Source organism: Paenibacillus sp. GbtcB18, from assembly GCF_019091125.1.
Taxonomy (GTDB): Bacteria; Bacillota; Bacilli; order Paenibacillales; family NBRC-103111; genus Paenibacillus_F; species Paenibacillus_F chitinolyticus.
This window is the reverse complement of record NZ_JAGXJX010000005.1, coordinates 340,381-360,347: the sequence shown is the minus strand read 5'-3', so window position 1 is coordinate 360,347 and position 19,967 is coordinate 340,381. Positions and strand designations below refer to the sequence as shown.

General features: G+C 57.1%; 20 protein-coding genes and 1 tRNA gene. 5 read left to right on the top strand and 16 right to left on the bottom strand.

The window, feature by feature from the left end:
- Positions 1 to 289: 289 nt before the first annotated feature.
- The 4 genes from KVT34_RS17590 to KVT34_RS17575 form a co-directional block, all read right to left on the bottom strand.
- Positions 290 to 373 (bottom strand) — tRNA-Leu (locus KVT34_RS17590).
- Between the two features lie 154 nt (positions 374 to 527).
- A complete protein-coding gene (locus KVT34_RS17585; protein WP_217560108.1) occupies positions 528 to 1,214 on the bottom strand; it encodes a YidC/Oxa1 family membrane protein insertase in 687 nt (228 codons plus the stop codon).
- 678 nt (positions 1,215 to 1,892) lie between these two features.
- On the bottom strand, positions 1,893 to 2,861 hold the full coding sequence (locus KVT34_RS17580) for an adenosylcobinamide amidohydrolase (protein WP_217560107.1): 969 nt from the start codon (positions 2,859 to 2,861) through the stop codon (positions 1,893 to 1,895).
- Positions 2,862 to 2,865: 4 nt separating this feature from the next.
- Complete coding sequence (locus KVT34_RS17575) at positions 2,866 to 3,114, bottom strand: hypothetical protein (protein ID WP_217560106.1); 249 nt, start codon at positions 3,112 to 3,114, stop codon at positions 2,866 to 2,868.
- A gap of 289 nt (positions 3,115 to 3,403) precedes the next feature.
- On the opposite strand from KVT34_RS17575, the gene KVT34_RS17570 reads away from it, so the two are divergent.
- Positions 3,404 to 3,715: a hypothetical protein gene (locus tag KVT34_RS17570; RefSeq protein ID WP_217560105.1), complete on the top strand. Its 312-nt coding sequence runs from the start codon at positions 3,404 to 3,406 to the stop codon at positions 3,713 to 3,715.
- A gap of 48 nt (positions 3,716 to 3,763) precedes the next feature.
- Here the strand turns inward: KVT34_RS17570 and KVT34_RS17565 are convergent, their stop codons facing one another.
- Entirely contained in the window at positions 3,764 to 4,090 is a 327-nt protein-coding gene (locus tag KVT34_RS17565; RefSeq protein ID WP_009674785.1) for a hypothetical protein, read from the bottom strand.
- Between the two features lie 99 nt (positions 4,091 to 4,189).
- Positions 4,190 to 4,762: a xanthine phosphoribosyltransferase gene (locus KVT34_RS17560; protein WP_042230810.1), complete on the bottom strand. Its 573-nt coding sequence runs from the start codon at positions 4,760 to 4,762 to the stop codon at positions 4,190 to 4,192.
- Between the two features lie 343 nt (positions 4,763 to 5,105).
- Between KVT34_RS17560 and KVT34_RS17555 the strand changes: the two genes are divergently transcribed.
- Positions 5,106 to 5,762, top strand: coding sequence for a hypothetical protein (locus KVT34_RS17555; RefSeq protein ID WP_217560103.1), 657 nt, complete (start codon positions 5,106 to 5,108; stop codon positions 5,760 to 5,762).
- A gap of 51 nt (positions 5,763 to 5,813) precedes the next feature.
- Here KVT34_RS17555 and KVT34_RS17550 read toward each other — a convergent pair whose 3' ends face one another.
- Complete coding sequence (locus KVT34_RS17550; RefSeq protein WP_217560102.1) at positions 5,814 to 6,425, bottom strand: DedA family protein; 612 nt, start codon at positions 6,423 to 6,425, stop codon at positions 5,814 to 5,816.
- Positions 6,426 to 6,534: 109 nt separating this feature from the next.
- On the opposite strand from KVT34_RS17550, the gene KVT34_RS17545 reads away from it, so the two are divergent.
- Positions 6,535 to 7,575, top strand: a complete 1,041-nt coding sequence (locus KVT34_RS17545) for a YkvI family membrane protein (protein WP_217560101.1) — start codon at positions 6,535 to 6,537, stop codon at positions 7,573 to 7,575.
- On the opposite strand, the gene KVT34_RS17540 is transcribed toward KVT34_RS17545, so the two are convergent.
- From KVT34_RS17540 to KVT34_RS17520, 5 genes are all read right to left on the bottom strand, one after another.
- On the bottom strand, positions 7,522 to 7,842 hold the full coding sequence (locus tag KVT34_RS17540) for a hypothetical protein (protein ID WP_217560176.1): 321 nt from the start codon (positions 7,840 to 7,842) through the stop codon (positions 7,522 to 7,524). The genes KVT34_RS17545 and KVT34_RS17540 overlap by 54 nt on opposite strands.
- A 120-nt stretch (positions 7,843 to 7,962) precedes the next feature.
- Positions 7,963 to 8,481 carry a hypothetical protein gene (locus tag KVT34_RS17535; protein WP_217560100.1) on the bottom strand — a complete coding sequence of 173 codons (519 nt, stop codon included), beginning with the start codon at positions 8,479 to 8,481 and terminating at the stop codon, positions 7,963 to 7,965.
- A gap of 206 nt (positions 8,482 to 8,687) precedes the next feature.
- Entirely contained in the window at positions 8,688 to 9,662 is a 975-nt protein-coding gene (locus KVT34_RS17530; protein ID WP_217560099.1) for an ROK family protein, read from the bottom strand.
- 18 nt (positions 9,663 to 9,680) lie between these two features.
- Positions 9,681 to 10,469, bottom strand: coding sequence for a DeoR/GlpR family DNA-binding transcription regulator (locus KVT34_RS17525; RefSeq protein ID WP_217560098.1), 789 nt, complete (start codon positions 10,467 to 10,469; stop codon positions 9,681 to 9,683).
- Positions 10,470 to 10,493: 24 nt separating this feature from the next.
- Positions 10,494 to 11,552, bottom strand: coding sequence for an SIS domain-containing protein (locus tag KVT34_RS17520; RefSeq protein WP_217560097.1), 1,059 nt, complete (start codon positions 11,550 to 11,552; stop codon positions 10,494 to 10,496).
- A gap of 91 nt (positions 11,553 to 11,643) precedes the next feature.
- Here KVT34_RS17520 and fba point away from each other — a divergent pair, with 91 nt between their 5' ends.
- Both fba and pfkB read left to right on the top strand, forming a co-directional pair.
- Positions 11,644 to 12,513: a class II fructose-1,6-bisphosphate aldolase gene (gene fba / locus KVT34_RS17515; protein WP_042230821.1), complete on the top strand. Its 870-nt coding sequence runs from the start codon at positions 11,644 to 11,646 to the stop codon at positions 12,511 to 12,513.
- Between the two features lie 25 nt (positions 12,514 to 12,538).
- Positions 12,539 to 13,468, top strand: coding sequence for a 1-phosphofructokinase (gene pfkB, locus KVT34_RS17510; RefSeq protein ID WP_217560096.1), 930 nt, complete (start codon positions 12,539 to 12,541; stop codon positions 13,466 to 13,468).
- Here the strand turns inward: pfkB and KVT34_RS17505 are convergent.
- The 4 genes from KVT34_RS17505 to KVT34_RS17490 form a co-directional block, all read right to left on the bottom strand.
- Positions 13,462 to 13,833: a hypothetical protein gene (locus KVT34_RS17505; protein ID WP_217560094.1), complete on the bottom strand. Its 372-nt coding sequence runs from the start codon at positions 13,831 to 13,833 to the stop codon at positions 13,462 to 13,464. The two genes, pfkB and KVT34_RS17505, sit on opposite strands and share 7 nt — an antisense overlap.
- 86 nt (positions 13,834 to 13,919) lie before the next feature.
- Positions 13,920 to 17,291: an AAA family ATPase gene (locus KVT34_RS17500; protein WP_217560092.1), complete on the bottom strand. Its 3,372-nt coding sequence runs from the start codon at positions 17,289 to 17,291 to the stop codon at positions 13,920 to 13,922.
- Positions 17,288 to 18,754: a metallophosphoesterase family protein gene (locus KVT34_RS17495; RefSeq protein ID WP_217560091.1), complete on the bottom strand. Its 1,467-nt coding sequence runs from the start codon at positions 18,752 to 18,754 to the stop codon at positions 17,288 to 17,290. Before KVT34_RS17495 ends, KVT34_RS17500 begins: the two co-directional genes overlap by 4 nt.
- A gap of 40 nt (positions 18,755 to 18,794) precedes the next feature.
- Positions 18,795 to 19,919: a glycosyltransferase family 4 protein gene (locus tag KVT34_RS17490; RefSeq protein WP_217560090.1), complete on the bottom strand. Its 1,125-nt coding sequence runs from the start codon at positions 19,917 to 19,919 to the stop codon at positions 18,795 to 18,797.
- Positions 19,920 to 19,967 lie beyond the last annotated feature (48 nt).

Below are 19,967 nucleotides of genomic sequence, written 5' to 3'. Positions count from 1 at the left end.
ATCTGAGAGTTACACAAGGGTTGCTGTGTGCTTGTTTAGTATGTACGGGGATTATGTGCGGCTTTATTGTGGCCTTTGCCATCGCTATAATGCCAGGGCTAAAAGAAACGGGCGCTTTGTCGGCAGTTGACTCGATGAATGCGATCAACCACGCTATTTGGCGGTAGTCCACTTTTTTTCATTCTCTTTGATGGATTCCAGAATTAATTGAAACTTAAACTTGGGGTAAAAAACAAAAAAGCCACCTGCTCCGGTTGACCGGTAGCCAGTGACTTTCCTGTATTGCTGATGCGGTCGAGAGGACTCGAACCTCCACGGCTGTTACACCACTAGAACCTGAATCTAGCGCGTCTGCCAATTCCGCCACGACCGCGTGCTTTGTAAGAACGAGTTTAAATATACCATGCGAAAAAATGTTTGTCAAACATATTTTAAATCTTTTTTGAGGCGAACCAACTTCATACATTTAGCCCAAGATCAGAAAAAGGAAAGCCGTTGCGGCTTTCCTTGTTTTATCCGGATGCGTTCTAATTTTTTACGAGTTCCGGGACCGGAATTCCTTTGTGAAGAAGTTTTTGACCGTATGACGAGCGGAAGAATAGGCGTTCCAGTATCGTAACGATACCGCTTCCTGCCCAGTAAAGAACAAGAGCCGCCGGGGAGCGCCACATCACCGTCAACGAAACGGCCATGATGGCAAGCGGCATTCCAACCCTGAGCAGCACAGGCTGTGACACCGCCGGATCGGGAACGAGGCTGATCAGCATTCCCAGCCATCCTATAATGCCGTACAGCACAGGCAGCGCATGCACCGGATCGGGAACGCCCAGCGACTGCATCCATGGAATCAGCATGGTGGTCATTTGAGCGCCGTGCAGAGAAAAATACGGATAAAGGCTCATAAAAATCGGCATCTGGATCAGTCCCGCCGCAAACGCGAGCCCAGGTTTGACGCCGTATCGGGAATACAGCCGGAGCATCTCCTCGCCCAGCTTGCCGGATTGGTTCGCATACTGCTCCCGGAGCTGCCGGGTTGCCGGCTGCATACGAATTTGTCTCACCTGCTGCCGGGCACTAAACAGATTTACGCGGAATAACAGGCTGCGCACAAACAGGGCAAGCAGCAGGATGGCCAGCCCCCAATCATTCGTAAAAGCGGCTAATAGGTTCAGAAAATGGTCCAGCAAAGAGATAAAGGGTTGTAAAAGTGACATAAAGGATCCCTCCCGTTTTTTGATGGCGGCAATACCGACAATAACCTGTATCGCGTTAAACGGGAGGAATCCGGTTCATCGGAATGATGATCGCTTCTGACGGGAACTTTTCGCCGGATTCTAAAAATGCCGAATCCGATGTTCCGGATAAGAACCGGCGAACCGCTCTTGTCCGAAGTGAGCGGAGGTAAGGGGAATTCCCCGGCTTTGAGAGGGGTTAGCGAAATCCATTCGCCCAGCCACCAGCACGTAAAACCGAGCGCCAGAAACAGAACCGGTATATCCAAACTCCACTCGATGGCAATTCCCCCTCTCTTTCATGATGATACGGCTGGGGTGTTCAGCGGTTTCAGAAAACTTCGGACGGATTCACTACAGAACGTTATGCTTATTCCATGCTTATTCCAACGATTTTTCTATCATGATTGTACAAAAAGAAACAGCGCCATCCTTTAGGAAGGAGGCGCTGCTCTGTTATGCGGAGACGGTATCGTACACATCGGCAAACCGCCGCACTGGGGACGGCTGATGTGTGCTGCGAGGAATCGGCAGGGGACCCCCGTTACGTGACGACCAGACATGTACGTCCGCGCGAAGCTCCCAGCGCGCGGTATTCGGCGTCACATGGCGGCGGTGGTCAACTACATGCTGAGGGCTGCGGGCAGCCTCGGCACTCCCTCACGAGAGCGCCAGAGCCTTTTTGTAAGCCATGCCGGACTGCATGGCGGCTTCATACACGGACCGGCCGATCATATGGCCGAGGTAAGTGGCCGTTCCGGCGTAGCGGTGGAGCCGGCCTCTCTGCGTGGAGGCGATCAGCACGGCGTCCGTCGTCGTGCCCGTCGCCCCGCTGCCGTCTTCCAGCGCTACGCCGAGGTCCTGCAATGCCGCCGCCTTCGCCTCGGTGGCGGTAATGACGGCGTTGACCATGGCTTCATCGGTCAACTCGCCCTCCACGGCGACGATAATATTTATCGTGCCGGGAAAAAGCGCCGAAGCCGGAAGCCCACGTCCGGCCCGCGCCATGTTGGAATAGCCGACGGTGACCCAGGCGCTGACGGCTATTCCGGTGTCCGCCGCGGCAGCGGTAGCTGCCTCCCCTGTGCCGATGCCGTTCACGGAATTCGCCGAATCCCTGTCCGCTGCGGCGGAGAGGCTTGCCTTCCCTCTCCCTCGGATGTCGGGTCTTCCGTCTAATGTTTCGAAAAAGCTTTGGGCTTCCCGATAGGGTTCGGAAGAAACATCCAACTTACTGTCGGACGTATCGAAAAGGCTTCGCGCAGCTTCGTCATCGGCTCTTACCTTCACGGCAGCAGGATCGTCCATTCGAAGATGATTTTGGCCAAGGCCGCTCATATGTACGGAGGTCAACAGGCAGGCCGTTTCCTCACTGTTCAGACCTGCCGCCTCCAGAAACCCGTTCATTTCGGTCACCGGATCTCCGCAGGCATAGGTTTTGTCTACCTTCCGGTTGATGATCGTCCGGTGATAACCGAACCCGCCGCCCCAGGGTGCGGAGCTTAACGTCCTCAGCGGCGATGGAGCTTCCAGCAACAGATAACTCCCTGCCGCGCCTTCGTTCACGGCTGCGGTAATTCCTGCAGCCGGGCGGCTTACCGTCTGAATAAATGGTTCTTCAGTGTTCAACGGATCAGGCCTCCTCGTCCTCGTCAGTTTGCCGGGGCAGCGTAAATTCAGCGGGACGGCTCTCCGTATACGGCTGATAAACATACTTTCTGTCCAACTGCACCAGCTTCCGGCTGCGTTTACGAATGGCGACTGACGACTCGTTCCATGCCACCACGTAACCTCTTATATCGTTGCGCGGATCCGCATCCCTGACGATTCTAAGCAGGGTGCCGTCAATCCGGTATCGGTCTAATTGCTCGTCGCTGATCATGACAAGCCCTCCTTTTGCTCCAAAACATTTCCTGGGCAATTGTTCTATCGTATCTTGAGCCCGCTTGCCTGCAAAACAATACCGGCATCCCTACTAGCATACACAAAACACGGCGGCAAGCCAAGAGAGGCCGAAGGGCGTACGAAATACAACTGATTCATTTTTTTCGGGCACCGGGTAATAAAATCTACGGACTGCGGGAGTTTTAGAAGCCGGCTAGTTGGGCAATCCTTTTAAGAGGAAAGGGTAAAACTTGCGGTCAGGCTTTATACGAAGGGAGCGAAGAGCGATGGACGGCAAAAAAACCTATTACGTCAGCGTAGGGGCCAAAGAAATCGTCGACGAAGCGGATGAAATCAACTTTGATTTTGAAATTAAGGCAACGGATGAAGAAATCGACAAGCTGGCCGAGCTTTTCGAGGTGATGGACGAATCGGACGAGGCAACGCATTTCCGGGCTCTTCTGCCTTTTAAGGAATATCATAAGGATAAAGAAAACGATGCCTATGACTATGATCTCAAAGAGATCTACCGGACGCTTTACAATTTGGGGACGGAAAAAACCCGCAAACATATCGAAGAAATGAATGTGCTGAATTAAAAAAAGACCTGCCGGGCTTCCCGGCAGGTCTTGCTTATGACGAACACGTCAGCCGACATGTTCTTTGGAATCCGTATTTTCAAACCAGCAATCCAACACTTTACTCGACATGACGCGTTTCTTGATATAATCGACCTGCTGAACCGTAAACTGGGACTCCCAAGGAACGGAAAGTTCCGTGAAGAATTTGACCACCGTAAGAAGTTCGGACCATGCCACGTATCGTTTATACCAGAAAAATTGAGGGTGTTCAATCATATACGGGTACAAATCATCAAACTCGGTGTGTTTGCAGTCTAGGGCGCGTTCGAAATGGTTCTTCGCTTCGGACAGCTTCTCCAGCAAGTATTCGGCTGGAATTTGCTCATTTCCCATAGCGATCCCTCCTCTCCAGTTACCTTCCTCTATTATATCGAATTTACCCCGTCCAGGAAAGTATTGAAGCAGAATGAAAATGTTTTCATAAAATAACAGTTATTCGGCAAATACGATGTTTCCTTGGTCGAGGGACGTTATCGTCACGAGAGACTCCGTACGGATTCCCTGCTCCCGAATCGCGCGGCCTCCGGCTTGAAACGCCTTCTCCACGGCAATGCCTACACCGACCAGTTCGGCTCCCGAACGTTCGACAATCCGGATCAGCCCTCTGGCCGCGTCGCCGTTGGCGATAATGTCGTCTATGATTAAAATCCGGTCGTTTGCGGTTATATATTGGGAAGAAACCATAATATCCGTCACGATTCCTTTGGTGAAGGACGGTACACGTTCACAATACGTATCCTCGCCCATGGTCACCGACTTTTTGCGTCTCGCGAAAATAAACGGAACGCCCAGCTCGCTTGCGACGGCAAAAGAGAGCGGAATTCCGGACGATTCGACAGTCAGTACTTTGGTCGGTGAGCTTTCTACAAAACGCCGGGCAAATTCCCTGCCCATTTCCTTAATCAATGCAGGGTCAACTTGATGATTCAAGATGGCATCCAATTTAACGACTTGGTCGGAAACGACGCTTCCGGCTTCTAAGATACGTTGTTTCAACAGTTCCATAGCTTCTCCTCCACCTTTGAATATGTGTTAACGTACCACAAGCCAAACATAGGTTTCAAGTCCCATTTTACGCCTTAGGCCCTTTCTCCCGGAACTTTTCGGCCCTTTTACGAGTCTGTATAAATAACAGGCATTTAATGCCGCCCTCCTTGCCGGCGGCAAAGCAAGAAAAGACGGCTCAAGCCGTGAGCGGCAGATGACGGAGCCGTTTGAACGAACGCCAGTCTCATATTTCACCCCATCCAAGCTAATATGAAATTTGAACGTATCGCCCCCAGGGCTTATGATAAGGAATGTCGCTTCGCGTCCGAAACCGGAGCGGCAGAAGAAAGGAACGATTGCAATGAAGAACAAACTCCGCAGAGCAGCGATGATCGGTCTTCTGATCTCCGTTCTGCCGGCGGCGGCAGGCTGTGAAGCTGTACATACGTTTTGGGGGAAAGAAACTGCCGGTCCCTCCGCAAATCAGGCAGAATCTAACGGAAACGCGCAGCCTTCGCCTTCCGGTGCGGCCGGGCAGACACCGGCTCCCGATCGTTCGGCCGCCGTTTCTTCCAACGAAAATACGGAAGGGCCGGTCAAAGCCAAGCCCGTGGTGACTCCGGAGAACACATACCGGGTCAACAATCCGACCTTAATGGGCGTCACACTGGGCACGCCCAAAGACGAGGTGCTGAATCTCTTCGGAAAAGCGAAGAACATGTTCGTCATGGACGAGGATCCCCAATCCGTCACGGTATACGAATACGGGTCCTTCTGCGTCGGCTTTAACGTGTTCGACCGCCTCGAATTCGTCCAGATTCAATCGGCCGATATCGATCCCGGTCTTGGCGGACTGCGTCTCGGACAAACCGCCGATGAGGCCGCGAATGTTCTGGGCAAGCCGAACAACCGTACGGATTACGTGCTGGCCTACAAAGCCCAGAACACCGTATTGAAGCTGGACCTTGACCCCGACAACCACACGATTCAATCCATCAAATTGTTCCCGTCCAGCTAAACGCCGGTATAAGAACAGTTAAAAACCCGCAGCCCTAGGGCTTGCGGGTTTTTAACTGTTCTTTTTTCTTTTTCTGCGGACCAGATAGTAAATCAGAAAACCGACTGCGGCGGCAACGGCGAGCCATATGAGGCAGATTCCGAGGTAAGTGTGAAACCCTTTCAGCACCGCTTCAAAGTTGGCCCCGATAAAATGTCCGAGCGAAAGAAACGTACAGCACCAAAGAAGAGCGCCCGATCCGGCAAAAAGCAGATAACGCCAAAGGGAAATCCCGCTGACACCGGCCAGATAACAGGTGAAATGTCTGAGCCCCGGAACGAAATACCCGAAAAAGACAGCCCACATGCCGTATTTCTGAAACCACAGCTCCGTGCGGGTGATGCGCTCCTGTTTGACGCGGACCCACTTTCCTATTTTGTAAAGGAAGGGCTTGCCGAGTCGAAGTCCGACCGTATAGGAAATCAGCATCCCCGTCATCGTACCCATATAGGAGACGATGAGCGAATGCGTAAAATTCAACGGACCGGTGTCCATCGTAAGCGAGCCGACAAACGTCATCAGCGTCTCGTCGGGAATCGGCAGGCCGACAATGCCGGCGGCAAGCAAAGCGTAAAGAGCCGTATACCCGTAATTGGAAATCAGCTCAAATATCGTTTCTTTCACTACATAACACTCCTAACGGGGTTGTTCCTGCGCGTTTCTTATGTTGCTGTCATGCCCGTCCGGTCCGAAACATACCTTGTACTAGTACGAAACATGAAGGGTGAGAACAATGGCTTCTAAAACATGGACGCAAACCGCACAGGTTGCTTTTACGTATGTCGGGACGGTCGTGGGAGCGGGCTTTGCGTCGGGTCAGGAGATCCTGCAGTTTTTTACCCGCTACGGCGCGGCGGCTTCCTTAACCATCGCGCTCGCGAGCGTCTTGTTTGTATGGCTCGGCATCAAAATGATGCTGATGGCGCACGATGTCCGAGCGGAGTCGTATGAAGATTTGAATATCGCTTTATTCGGCCCGAAAATCGGCAGATGGATCTCTCTCTTCACTTTGTTCGTTCTTTTCGGCATCTCTTCGGTCATGCTCGCCGGCGGAGGAACGGTTTTCTCCGAGCACTTGTCCCTGCCCTTCCAGAGCGGACTGCTCGTCACCGCTGTCCTGTCCTATGCCGTGATTACACGCGGCATCGGTGCGATTATGGCGGTGAACACGGTCGTCGTGCCGGTAATGGCCACGTTCAGTCTTATTCTGGTGTTGTATACGAATAAGCTTCCCACGTCGCAGGCATGGCTGACCCTCGGTACCGACCATTCGCCGCTCAGTGTCTGGACCGCGCCCCTGCTCTACGTCGGCTTCAACCTGGCCACCGCCCAAGCGGTTCTCGTTCCGCTCGGCGCGCAGATCAAAGACCGGCGCGTACTGTTCCGGGGCGCTTTGCTGGGCGGGCTCGGAATCGGTCTCCTGCTGTTCGCGGCGCACTATGCGCTGAGCGCTCAGATGCCGGGAATCCGCCAGTTCGGCATTCCGATGGCCCGGATTATGGACGGGTTGGGAACCGTTATCCCTTTTGTGTATCTGCTTGTCATCTATGGAGAAATCTTTACGACTTATCTTTCCAATACATACGGGCTGACTCTTCAGCTTCAGCAGCGGACGGGCCTCGGCCGCAGGACCGTTCTTCTCCTGCTTATCGCGCTCAGTTATATCGTCAGCCTGATCGGCTTTAAGCCGCTTCTGTCGGCGCTTTATCCGTTATTCGGCCTAGTCAGCTCGGTGTGGCTGGCCGTGATGATGTGGAGAAACCGCTCCGTCTGAGGAACGCCACGCCCGCACCGTCAATAATAGACGGTTGAAGCTCATCAGCATACCCAGGAATACAAATAAAAATCCGCAAAGCAAATAACCGATGTGATAATCGGGAAAAGCTTTCGCATCGCGCAGCACCGCAACAAGATCGGCAAGAAGCATGATGATTCCGATCGCCGTGAGAGCAAACTGCGCATAATCAAGCGGGGTAATCCGCTGCAAAAATTTTGCCGCATGCTGTTCGGGAGCAGCGCCCCGCACATCCCGCTTCCACATCCGGTGAAGGATCCAGGCGGTATAAGCGGAAGCGGCGGTTACAAGAAGCCCGAAAAAGGCTGTAAAAACGGCTAGAATGGTAAACAGTTGAATTGGAATCCTCTCCCTTGCGCTAGGCTGTCAGCCAAATGTTAAGAGCCTGGACACGACCCATAGGGTACACGCCGCTGTCGCGACGGGCAGCACCCAGGTTATCATGTTCGCGGCCCGCCAACCGGGCAGCGGAGTTGACCGCCACAGCAGCTCCACAAGCCGGCTGTTCTCCCCGGGAACGGGTGTCGATTTCTCTTGCGGGTATGTCCGAACCGCATGGTTTGACGGCTTCGTAGCCCGATTCGTGCTTGCGCCGGAATCAGCCGCAGAAGAAGGATTGCTTGGATGTTCTATATACTCAGACGATTTTGCGGCCTCCATCCCTTCATCCTGCCGGGATCTAGAGTACGCGCGTTCAGCCTCTGTCTTCGCTTTTTTTCGTTCGGACGCGGATTTTTTCGGTTTCGCGGGTTCCCGCTTCGGTCCGGGAAGCTTCTCGTCCTGCGCGGGAGCCTTCGCTTTTTCCGTACGGATACGGCCTTTGCGGCGCCCGACTTGATAAGTAATTTCACGGTCTCCGGGTTTTGCCGGTTTTTTCTCAGACAAATGTCTGTCCCCCCAGTTCCTGTAGAACCTTTTTTGTCCCCGGTCTTCTATATATAGACGACTGTTACGCCGGACAAGTTGTGCTTTTCAGTCAAAAAAAAGACCTTTCCGTCCTATTCGACATGGGGAAAGGTCTTTCCTGTTTTTTACATGCAAAAATAATGACTTTATACCTAGATAAGTCTAGCAAGACTCCGAAAAAAGGCTTACACGATCCCGGCCGCGCGATTTGCGGCGAATGCCGCGCTGCCGATCACGCCGCCGTCGTCGATAAGGGTACCCGGGTGGATGGTGAGACGTTCCCAGTACCCTTTGTAAACCGACTTCTGCAGCTCTTCGCGCATCGGCTTGAACAGCCGCTCGCCGGCCAGGGAAGCTCCGCCCCCGATAATCAGCGCGTCCGGGCTGTACATGGTTACCGCATACGAAAGCCCGCGGCCCAGCAGCTTGCCCGTATGGTTCATGACCTCGATCGATAGCCGGTCGCCTTCGTCATACGCGCGGGAAACATCCGCCGCCGTAACGGAAGCCGCTTCTTCTCCGGGAAACCACTGGCCCAGGATGCTTTCGCGGCCTGCCGCAAGCGCTTCCCTCACCTGGCGGACGATCCCGGACGCAGATGCAATCGTTTCAAGGCATCCGACGAGTCCGCAGCCGCATGGCGTCGTTTCCGCATCGTCGACGCGGATATGACCGATTTCGCCGGCCATGAAGCCGCCTCCGTAATACAGCTGGCCGTTATTGACCAGTCCGGCCGACATGCCGGTCCCGAGCGTAATCCCGAGCACATGCTCGTACCCGCGGCCCGGTCCCTTCATGGCTTCGCCGTAGACGTACATACGGACGTCGTTGTCGATGAAGACCGGTACGCCCAGCCTAGCTCCGAGCTGGTCGGATACGGGCACCTCGTTCCAGCGGAGGTTGCTGGCGAACACGCACACTCCGCGAACCGGATCGATAAAGCCCGGCGTTCCGATTCCTACCGCTTTCAGCTGCCCGGGCGCGATATTTTGCTCCCGGAGCAGCGTTTCCACCATAACCGCAATCTTTTCCAGCACATAGTCGCTGCCTTTGGCCGCTTCCGTAGGCTGTTTGCTTTTGACCAGGACATTGAATTCCTCATCCAACAACCCGCATACAATATTCGTTCCTCCGAGATCTACGCCGACGAAAAAGCTCATTCCCGTCCGTCCTTTCCCTTATGCGTTCGCATACAAAGTGGTAATGCCGTGCTGCTCAAGAACCTTCTCCATGTCGGGTTCCAACCTCGCGTCTGTCACACACACGTTTACGTCCGCAAGCGGAGCTATGGAGAACAAGGAGGCTTTCCCCACCTTGGTATGGTCAAACACTGCTATCGTATGCTGGGTGCGGCTTATCAACAGACGGGCGGTCTGGGCTTCGAGCTCGGAAAACGTCGTGATGCCTTTATCCGGGGAAACGCCGTCCACTCCGAGAAAGAGCTTCTCGATGTTGAGATGCTCGATCGTCTTCTCGGCCAGCGGTCCGCTGAGCTCGAAGCTCTTGCTGCGCATGACGCCGCCGACGACGACCACCTGCAGGCCTTCGCTGTCGGCCAGTTCCATGGCGATATTCACGGCATTGGTCACGACCGTAATCCCCTGGCGCTGCTTCAGCTCGCGGGCGATGAGGAAGGTTGTCGTGCCTCCTGTCAGGCAGACGCTGTCCCCTTCCTCGATAAGGCCGGCCGCCCTGCGGGCGATCGCTTCCTTCTCCAGCCAGAGCTGCTGCTTCTTCTCGGCGAACGAGGTTTCGCGGACAGCCGTGAGGCCTTCGAACAAGGCCCCGCCGATGGTGCGGACAACCTCGCCTTTTTTCTCCAGAAGGTCCAGATCGCGTCTTGCCGTCGCTTCCGAACATTGAAAATGCTCGATGATCTCCCCAATGGTAATGCGCCCTTGCTGCTTGAGGATCGTCATAATCTGCTGGCGCCTGAGATCTCCTTTGGAAGGAGTCGTGTCATTCATTTCAACTGTCACTCCGTCACAAGGTTAAATTTTGACGAACTGAGTCAGGTTGCGCGGATCGTCCGGATTCAGCCCGCGTTTCATCGCGTTGTAATAGCCGTTGTACTGGACAGCAGGCAAATACAATACGCTTCGCGCTTCATCGCTGAGCTCGGCTCCGCCAAGTTCCAGAACCAGATCCGCAAAATCCGTGTCTTCCCCGCGCTCAGCAGTCAGAAGCAGGATCGTCGCTCCGTATTCCTTCAGCTCTCTAGCTACCTTCAGCTCATATTCGCGGGCGGACTGCGAAAGCAGGAAGCAGACAAGTGTACCCGAGTCGACAATGGATTTGGGACCGTGTCTGAACTCGAGCGTGCCGTATGCTTCCGTCCACGTGTACGTCATTTCCTTCAGCTTGAGGCAGGCTTCCAGCGCCAAGCCTCCGAGTGCGCCGAGTCCGAGATAAACCGTTTTGTTGAAGTCGTGCGCCGACACCCATTCTTTGATGCTCGAATCCGAGGCTTTGACCAGTTCTTCGTCTAATTCTAACACAGTTTTAAGCTCTTGTAAGTATGCCTCGCCGCCCGCCGCCATGGCGATCGCGGCCTGCATCATAAAGGTCATGGAGCTGAGCGATTTGCTCATCACCGTACTCTTCTCTTTGCCGAGCGGCGAAAGCAGACATTCCGTCATTCCGAACAATTTGCTTGTCTCGTGGCAGGTGATGCCGCACGTATCGATATGATCCTCGTTTTTGACGGCATCCAGCGCAAGAAGCACCTCATGGGATTCGCCCGAACGCGACACGCCTACAATCAGAAGCTTCTTCCCTCTCGGGAGAGTAGCATCACGCAGCAGGAAAATATCGGAGGAAGGCTGTGCGGATGCGCTGCGTCCGGTCCATTTGCGGAACGTCGCCGCCATCGTGATCGACTGATAATAGGAAGAGCCCGATCCGATAAAAACGACTTCTTCGTATTGATCGTTTCCTATATAACGGTTCACCCAGTCGGACTGCTTCTGAAGTTGGTCCCATGCGGCCTGCAGAGCCGCGGACTGGGCACTGATTTCAGTATACGTTAATTGGCCTTGAATGTTTGACATCTTCTAATTTCCTCCCTTATAATCAACTTAATGACATTATAAATCATTATTTTGATCGTTTCAATCATTTTATACGAAGGGGTTTTTCAAAATGGCTCATTTGATATCTTCTACGCACCTGCTTCAAACAGCCCGTCAAAACGGCTACGGCGTTACGGCCTTTAACGTGCACACGCTGGAAATGCTGCAGGCCGTCGTCGAGGCGGCCGAGGAGCTTCAAGCTCCGCTGATTCTGCAAACTACGGTCGGAACGGTGAAACACCTGGGACCCGACTATATCGTTGCGGCCGCAGCAGCCGCCGCCAAACGGTCTTCCGTTCCGATCGCGCTTCATCTCGATCATTGCACGGATTACGAGCTTATCGTACAATGCATCCGGGAAGGCTATACATCGGTCATGATTGACGCTTCCATGCATCCGTTCGAAGAAAACGTCCGGCAGACGCAGGAAGTCGTGAAAGTGGCCCGGGCGGCCGGCGTGAACGTCGAAGCGGAACTCGGCAAGGTCGGCGGCGTCGAAGACGATATCGTCGTAGCCGACGAGGATGCACTCCTCGCCGATCCGGACGAATGCGTCCGCTTCGTGGAGCTTACCGGTGTGCCGACACTTGCCCCGGCCATCGGGACGGCACACGGCATTTACAAGGGCGAACCGAAAATCGCCTTCGGCAAGCTGGAAGAAATCTACCGCAAAGTGAGTCTCCCCCTCGTTCTGCACGGCGGCTCCGGCATACCGGAAGAGCAGGTGAAACGCTGCGTATCGCTGGGCATGGCCAAAATGAATGTCGCCACGGAGCTGCGCATCGCTTTCTCCGATGCCATCAAGAAGGTCTTCCAGGCCAATCCGGATGAAAACGATCCGCGCAAATATATGGTTCCGGCCAAGGCCGCCGTTAAAGAGCTGGCTCAGGCGAAAATGCGCCTTACCGGCTGCGTAGGTCGCGCCAAAGATTTCATTTAATTTCAGTCAAGACAGGAGAACCCGGATGATTACCACCGTGACCCTCAATGCGGCAATCGACAAAACCTATAGCGTAAAAAGCTTTGAAATGGACCGGGTTTCCCGCGTAACGGACATGATCGCCGTTCCCGGCGGCAAAGGAATCAACGTTGCCCGGGTGGCCAGTTTGCTCGGCGAGCCCGTTACGGCCGCCGGCTTCGTGGCCGGCTTCAACGGACAGTTTATTCGCAGCGGGCTGGGCACGGAAGGCATTTCCCATGACTTCACGGAAGTCCCGGGGGAATCCCGCCTCTGCCTGACCGTTCTGGATGCGGACAACGGCACGCAGACGGAACTGCTGGAGCCCGGGCCCGTCATCGCCGAAAACTCCCTTCTTACCCTGAAGGAGAAGGTGAAGGAGCTTGCGGGCAGGTCCACGCACGTGTGCTTCTCCGGCAGCCTGCCTCTCGGCTGCCCTCCCTCGCTTTATGCGGAGCTGATCACGCTCGCAAGAGAAGCTGGCGCCGAGGCCGTCCTGGACGCGAGCGGCGACGCACTGGCTGCCGGGCTGGAAGCAATGCCTCTGCTCATTAAGCCTAATGAGCATGAAATCGTGCGCCTGCTCGGCAGGCCCGCTTCCTCCGACGACGATCTGGCCGCCTGCATCCGGGAACTGATGCAGCGCGGAATCCGTCACGTCGTCGTCTCGCTCGGGGCGCGCGGAGCCCTCGCGGGCAGCAGCGGCCGCGTGCGGCGTGTCGCTATCCCGGCGATCCGGGCCGTGAACCCGGTCGGCAGCGGCGACGCGATGGTGGCCGGCATGGTCACGGCTCTGCGCCAAGGCCGAAGCGACGCCGATGTGGTCCGCTTCGGCGCGGCTTGCGGGAGCGCCAACGCTCTTCAGATGCAGGCGGGGGTCGTCACCGCCGAAGATGTGGAGCGGATCTTCCGGGACATCACGGTGACGGATTACTGACACGGGCCGGACCGACGAAAAGACGATAGACGACGGACGACCGAGTCTTCACGCTCCGCGCCGGAAAACACGGCACCGGCACACTCGTAAAAAAACAGGCATGTTCTCTTGCTGCGCGGAGAACGTGCCTGTTTTTTTACGTTTTGTCCCGTTCGCTGTTCGGGAGACAATGGATTTTTACGGACAATAAACTGCTCGGCGGCACCAAAGAACAGGGCCTGGATACTCTCGAAATCGGCGAACATTTTCGGATGAGAGACCGGGACACGACAAACTGGGAAGAACAAATAAAAGACGGTCCGCGTTCCTCTCAAAATCCTTTCTCCGGAAGGCAAAAAAGAAAGAGCATTTTCTTGTAAAGACATATATGTAAGAACATCCTTGAAAGGACATATACGATGAACGCCAAAAGACCCTTCCTTAAGTAAGGAGGGTCTTTTTGGGCAGTACATTAAACATGAAGCACACCTGCCGAGGGAGAAATGCCTGTCACCGCATCCCGTACATGCTCGTGACAAGTAAAGAGCAGAACCTGCCGATTTCCGCCGAGCTGTCCGATAATCCGCAAAGCCCCTTCCATCCGCTCTTTATCGAAATTGACGAAGATATCGTCAAAAACGAGCGGCAGGGAAGCTCCTCCGGTAAATTCTTCAACGAGCGCGAATCTCATCGACAAGTAAAGCTGCTCCGCGGTTCCTCGGCTCAATCTCGATGAATCCACCTGCCGTCCGTCCGACCGGACGGCATAGAGCCGCTGCTGCCCGAACGGCGCGATCACCTGCGTAAACCGGCCGCCCGTCATGGCGGCAAAGCAGGCCGAAGCCCGGCGGAGCACGCCCGGCTGGCGTTCGCGTTCACAGCGCTCGCGCGTCCGCTTCACGAGCAGGGCGGCCATCGCGAGCACCGCGTATTTGCCGCCGAGATCGCGCACCTCGGCGAGCTGCTCCTCGGTGCGCTGGAGCAGCTCGCCCCGCTCACTCCCGCCTTCGAGCTTCTCCAGTTCGCCGGCCAGACGGCCGCGCCTGTCGCGCAAGCGGTTCGCCTCGGCTTCCAGCTCGCTCAGGCTCCCCGCAAGCTCCTCCTCGCGTGAGGCGAGGCTCTCTTCGTCGGCGCCCGACAGCGCCTCGTCGAGCCGCTCCCGCCGCGCGACGCCGGCATGCGCATCCAGCGCGCCGGAGAGAAGCCGCGCTTCGGCCGCGAGCTGAGTCAAGCGCTCCTGGAGAGCCGCCTGGCGGAGAAGCTCCTCTTCGCCGGCCGCCTGCGCCTCGCGCAGAAGCGCTTGCAGGCGCTCGGCCGCGTGCCGCGCCTTCTGCGCGGCCGCCGTCTCCCTGCGCCGGGCCTCCGCGGCTTCGGCGGCCAGCCGCTCGCGCCTTGCGAGCAACGCCTGCTGCTCCGCAAGACGCTCGGCGCGGCGCCGGAGCCCCAGCAGCGGGTCCGCCGCTTCGGCCTCGCCCAGCAGCCGGACCGTCCGCGCTTCGAACGCGGCGGAAGTGGCCTGCAGGGCGGCCAGCTTGGACTCGCAGCCGGCAAGGCGCTGCAGCAGGTCATGCCCGCGGGCGATCAGCTGCAGCGATTCCAGCGCCGCTTCGGGAGACAAGTGCGGCCTCAGCTTGCGTTCGCGCAGCCAGGCGCTCCAGCGCTCCTGACCGGACGCGGCGCGTTCTTCCAGCGAACGCATCCGGGAGGAAACCGCCGCCTGCTGCTTCTCCAGCGACTGGATGCTCTGCTTCAGTTCTTCAAGCTTGGCCCGTCGGCGCTCCATTTCGGAGCGGTGCTGCGCCCACAAATCGGTGCCGGTCAGCCAGCTTTCCAGCTCCCGGTCCAGCCAGCTAAGCGTCTCCGACCAAGACTGCATAGGCATGCGTCCGGGTGCGGAAGCTTCATCGAAAAAGCCGTTCGCACCGGCCGTGCGGGCGGCGGCCGCTTCACGGCTTCCCTCTCCGCGGCTGCTCAGAAGAAGAGCCAGATTCTGCTGAAGCCGCTGCCGGAGGGCCGCCTTGTCCGCTTCCAGTCGGATATCCTCGGCGTCTGTGCGGTCCGCTTCGCCCGGTTGTGCGGGAGCGGATAACCAATCGCCGGAGGAGGCCATTCTTGCCCGGCGGGCACGCCCTCTCCCCTCCGTCCGGGCTTCCGTCAGCAGGGAACTCGGGCTGCGGCTGTTTACGCGGGCTCTTTCCGGGGAGCCGAATATCAGCCAGGCCGTACCTGCCGCCAGTACGACAAATACAGCAGCTGCCGCGGGCGCCTGACCGCTTAAGAGCAGCGCCGCCGGCAGAAGAACCGCGATCGCTCCAGCAGCGTAAGCGGTCTTTTTCCTTGTACGGTCGGAGTCGCTCCGCCTCCTGTCCGTCCAGGCTTCGAATTCCTCCTGCCTGCGGCGTTCTTCCTCCCGGATCCGGTCTCTCTGTTCTTCCTCGCTCTTCAGCAGTCTCCACTGCGCATAATCGGAAGATAACCGGCGAAGCAGACCCGATTCGGCGGCTGTCCGCGCACCGGGTGCATCTTCCCGGAGCCCCGACAGCGTCAGCCATTCGCTCCATTCGAGCTGGCGCTCGGCGAGCTCGCTTTGCTGCTCCTCCAGACGGCCAAACACCCGGCTCAGCTCGCTGTCGAGCAGCGCCCTCTCTCCGTCCCATTTCGCGAAGGAATCCCTGGCTTCCCGGATCTGCTCTTTCATGCCGACCGAAACGGGGAATTCGGCCAGATCCTGCCGCGTCCACTGCTCGTCGAGCTGCCTCAGCAAAGCCGCCAGCGCTTCGTTCAGCTGAGCTTTCTCCGTCTCCGAGGAAGCCGCCGCAAGCTGCCCGCTGCGGTATGTCCCCGCTTCCTCTTCAAGGGCGGCGAGTTCGGCCGCGCCTTCGAGCAGTTTTTCGCGGACAGGCAGGGCTTCGGCCGCCCGCAAAAGCGCGGCGCTCTCTTCCTCGTATTGACGCCGCTCATTCTCGAATTCGTCCCGTTCCTGACGGATAGCTTCATAACGCGCGGCGGCATGCAGCGGAAACCCGGGAATTTCCCGGATATCCGCCATTTCCGCCTGAATCCGCCGCAGTTTCAGCCACGGCTCGAAGGCTTTCCCGCAGCGCCGGGTCCATTCCAGCTCGGCGGCCGTCTCCGCCCTGGCGGCATCCAGTCCGTTCAGCCGGTCTCCGAGCCGCTTCCACTCCGCCGTCGCTTCTTCGTACCGGCTGATCTCGTCGGCGGAACGATTCCGGCTGGAACGGAGTTCTTCGTACGCCCGGATGCTGCGGTTCAGCTCCTGGGTCCGTCCCCTTGGCCGGAACAAAGCATCCGCCCTTGCGGCAAGCTTGCGCTCCGCTTCCAATACGGCGCTTCCGCTCACGCCGAAGCCCGCTCCGTAGAGGTAGCCGCCGATGTCGTCCCCCTGCAGGGTCCGCAGCTCTTGAAGCTCGCCCAGCCCAAAGGCGAACAAGCTCCGGAAAAGCTCCGCGGACAGCCCTCCGAGCAGGTGACGGAGCAATTCTTCGCCGCCTTCCGTGCCTCCTTCGAGCGTTACTTTGACCGAGCCGGCTGCGGGCGGACGTCCGGGGCCGCCGTGATCCGCGTAGCGTTCGATCAAGACTGTACGGCCCTGCTTGTCCTCCAGCAGCAGCGCGCCGCCGTGCGATCCCCCGCCGTCGGGCTCATACCTGTCGGCGGCCTGCGCCCGCGTCGGAAACCCGAACAGGACGGCGCGGATAAAACCGAGCAGGGTGCTTTTGCCCGCCTCATTGGGGCCGTACAGCACGGTAACGGGCGATTCGAACCGGTAAGTCCGGTTCTGCAGGGAACCGAACCCGCGGACTCTTATTTCGCGGATGATCATTTTGCCCGCCTCCCGTCCGGCATCAGCTGATCGACGGCGAGTTCACGCGCCGCCTTCAGCCAATTCCCCCTATCTTCAAAAAGCTCGTCCGCTCCTCCAAACAGCCTCGAAGCTCCGTTCTGGGCAAGGAGGGAACCGAGCGCTTCCTCGGCAAATTCCCGCAGCTTTCCTTCATCCGCAGCCAGTTCTTCCGCCAGCCTAAGGAGGTCGCCTACGAAGCTTTCCTCCCGGAGAAGCAGTTCAAAGTCGATATCCTGCCCGGTCCGGACTTCGATGGATTCGATCCAGACGAACGGAATGTCTACCGCCGCACTGCGGAAGACGCCGCCTGAGGGGGCTGCCGTAGGGTAAGAGTCCATTGTCCCCTCTTCCTTATTGTCATCCGCCGGATGCGGCGCTTCCGTATGACCGCTGCCCGTTCCGAAGCCGCCTGAACCCGTGCCGCTCCTGCCGTATCCAGCGGCCGAACGCCCCGCCAGAGCCAGAAGCTCGCTCTCGCGCAGCTCACGGAGCAGGTCGGAAAGGGTGCTTCCGGCCTGCAGCTTCAAATGAAGCGGTCCCCGGCCTTCCAGGAAGATTCGGGCGACAGTCGGTCTGCCCTCTGCTTTCTCCCTCAGCCGGGCCAGCAGATCCTGCAGGCTTTCCTGCAGTTCCTGTTCCGTGCCGATGCCCGCGATAGAAAGAGACTCCTGCTGCCAGCGCACCCCGTCGAGAGCGTGAAAATCCAGAGCGGGACTCCCGTTCTCATCCACCGCCACGATGTAGCACCCGCGCGGTCCGCACTCCCGTATGCTCCTGCCCTGTATGTTGCCGGGGTACACGGCGGCGGGCTTTTCATCCATAACAATTTCTCTTGTATGTATGTGGCCCAGAGCCCAATAGTCGATTCCCCGCCCCATAAGGTCCGACTTGCTGCAAGGGGCATAGTTGTCGTATCCCGGGTGTCCGTCTACATTCGTGTGAAGCAGAGCCACTTGGAAAACCGAAGCGTCCCCGCCCCGGAAACGCAGGGCGAGGTTCTCCGTTACAGCGGCGGACGCGTACGAGATGCCGTGAACTTCGGCGATAAGCCCCCGGTCCTCCTTCACGATCCGAACCGTCTCGACCTTGTCCGCCGGATACACATAAGCTCCCGCCGGCCATTCCAGATCCGCCCCCCGGCCGTCCAGCGGATCGTGATTGCCGTGGATAACCAGCGCGGGGATTCCCGCCCGGTCCAGCTCGGCAAGGGCGCTGCGAAAGCGCAGCTGAGCCCGGAGAGAGCGGTCGCCGGCATCGTAGATATCGCCGCTGAAAACAGCGAAATCGACCTTCTCCCGGACCGCCAGCCGGACAAGCCGGCTTAACGCTCCGAAGGTCGATTCCCGGATCACATCCCGGATCCGTTCGGGAACCGAGTTCATCCCTTTGAACGGGCTGTCGAGGTGAAGGTCGGCGGCATGCAGAAATTTCAGCGCCTTCATCCGCCCACCCCTTTCGTTTGGCCTAAAGCAATGAACCTTTTCATTTCCCGTACCTCTCGTACACGCCGCGCAGTTGCCGGATAACCCTGTTGAGCGAGTACGATTTTTTCGCCTTCTCCGAAGCCGCACGTGCTAGTTGATACCGGTAGGTCGGATCGACCACGACTTTCTCCAAGGCCTGACTGAGTGCCGGCGCATCCCCCGGCTCGACGAGCAGCCCGTTGCGTCCGTTCTCGATCTGCTCCGCAACCCCTCCGACATTCGTGCCTACTAGTGCCAAAAGACAGAGAGCTGCCTCCGCAAATACGGAGCCGAACGCTTCTGCTTTCGAAGGAAGAACGAAAATATCGAAGAAGGGCATAAACTCTTCCGGGTGCAGCATGTACCCGTAAAAAATAATCTCTTCGTATAAGTTCAGCTCCTTAGCCAATTCCTCGAGCTCTGTGCGGGAAGGGCCGTCGCCGATAATATGCAGGACGAAAGGATGCCCTCGTTCTTTGAGCATTGCGCAGGCCTGGAGCAGCGTTTCGAGCCCTTTCGCCGGAACCAGGCGGCACACCGTAATGAGCTGGGCCACTTCGTTCTCGTGGGAAATCGGCCGGAAGCGCTTCTCGTCGTAGCCGTTCGGGATCACCCCGATCCGGTCGGGATCCTGGATAAATTCGCTTATATAACCCTTAAATGAGTTCGAAACCGTTAGAATCTGGTCCAGCCGCGCTTCCATTTCCCCGTAAATCGACGTTAGAAAAAGCTGCTCGGGACCGCCTCCCTCTATTTTTCCGTTCAGTAAAAGCTCTCCCTCGTAGCTGGAGTGAACCGTTACGATGACCGCCGTATCGGGAAATACTTCCTTGATAGCGAGCGCGGCAATCGGGTGATGAGCATGAATCAGATCGTAGCTCTTGCGGATACGAAGCTTCGACCACCACACGTAGTCTTTGTAGGTTTGGATATATTTGTCCACAATCGGATTTCCCGCGTAACGGGTCCAATCGAACGTATTGAAGGTAACGGGTTCGGTTCCCTTGCCTCTGACCCTTCTGGGAAGGGAAAACAGCTCCATGTCCCAGCCTCTTTTATTAAACTTTTCGGTGATATACGGGACCATGGAAGAAACTCCGCCCGGCTGCTCCGGCGGGAAGAATAACGCTTGCAAAATGTTCATCGGTGCACACTCCTGATCCTCCGTCCGCTTGCGCGGCGTAAATCCGGC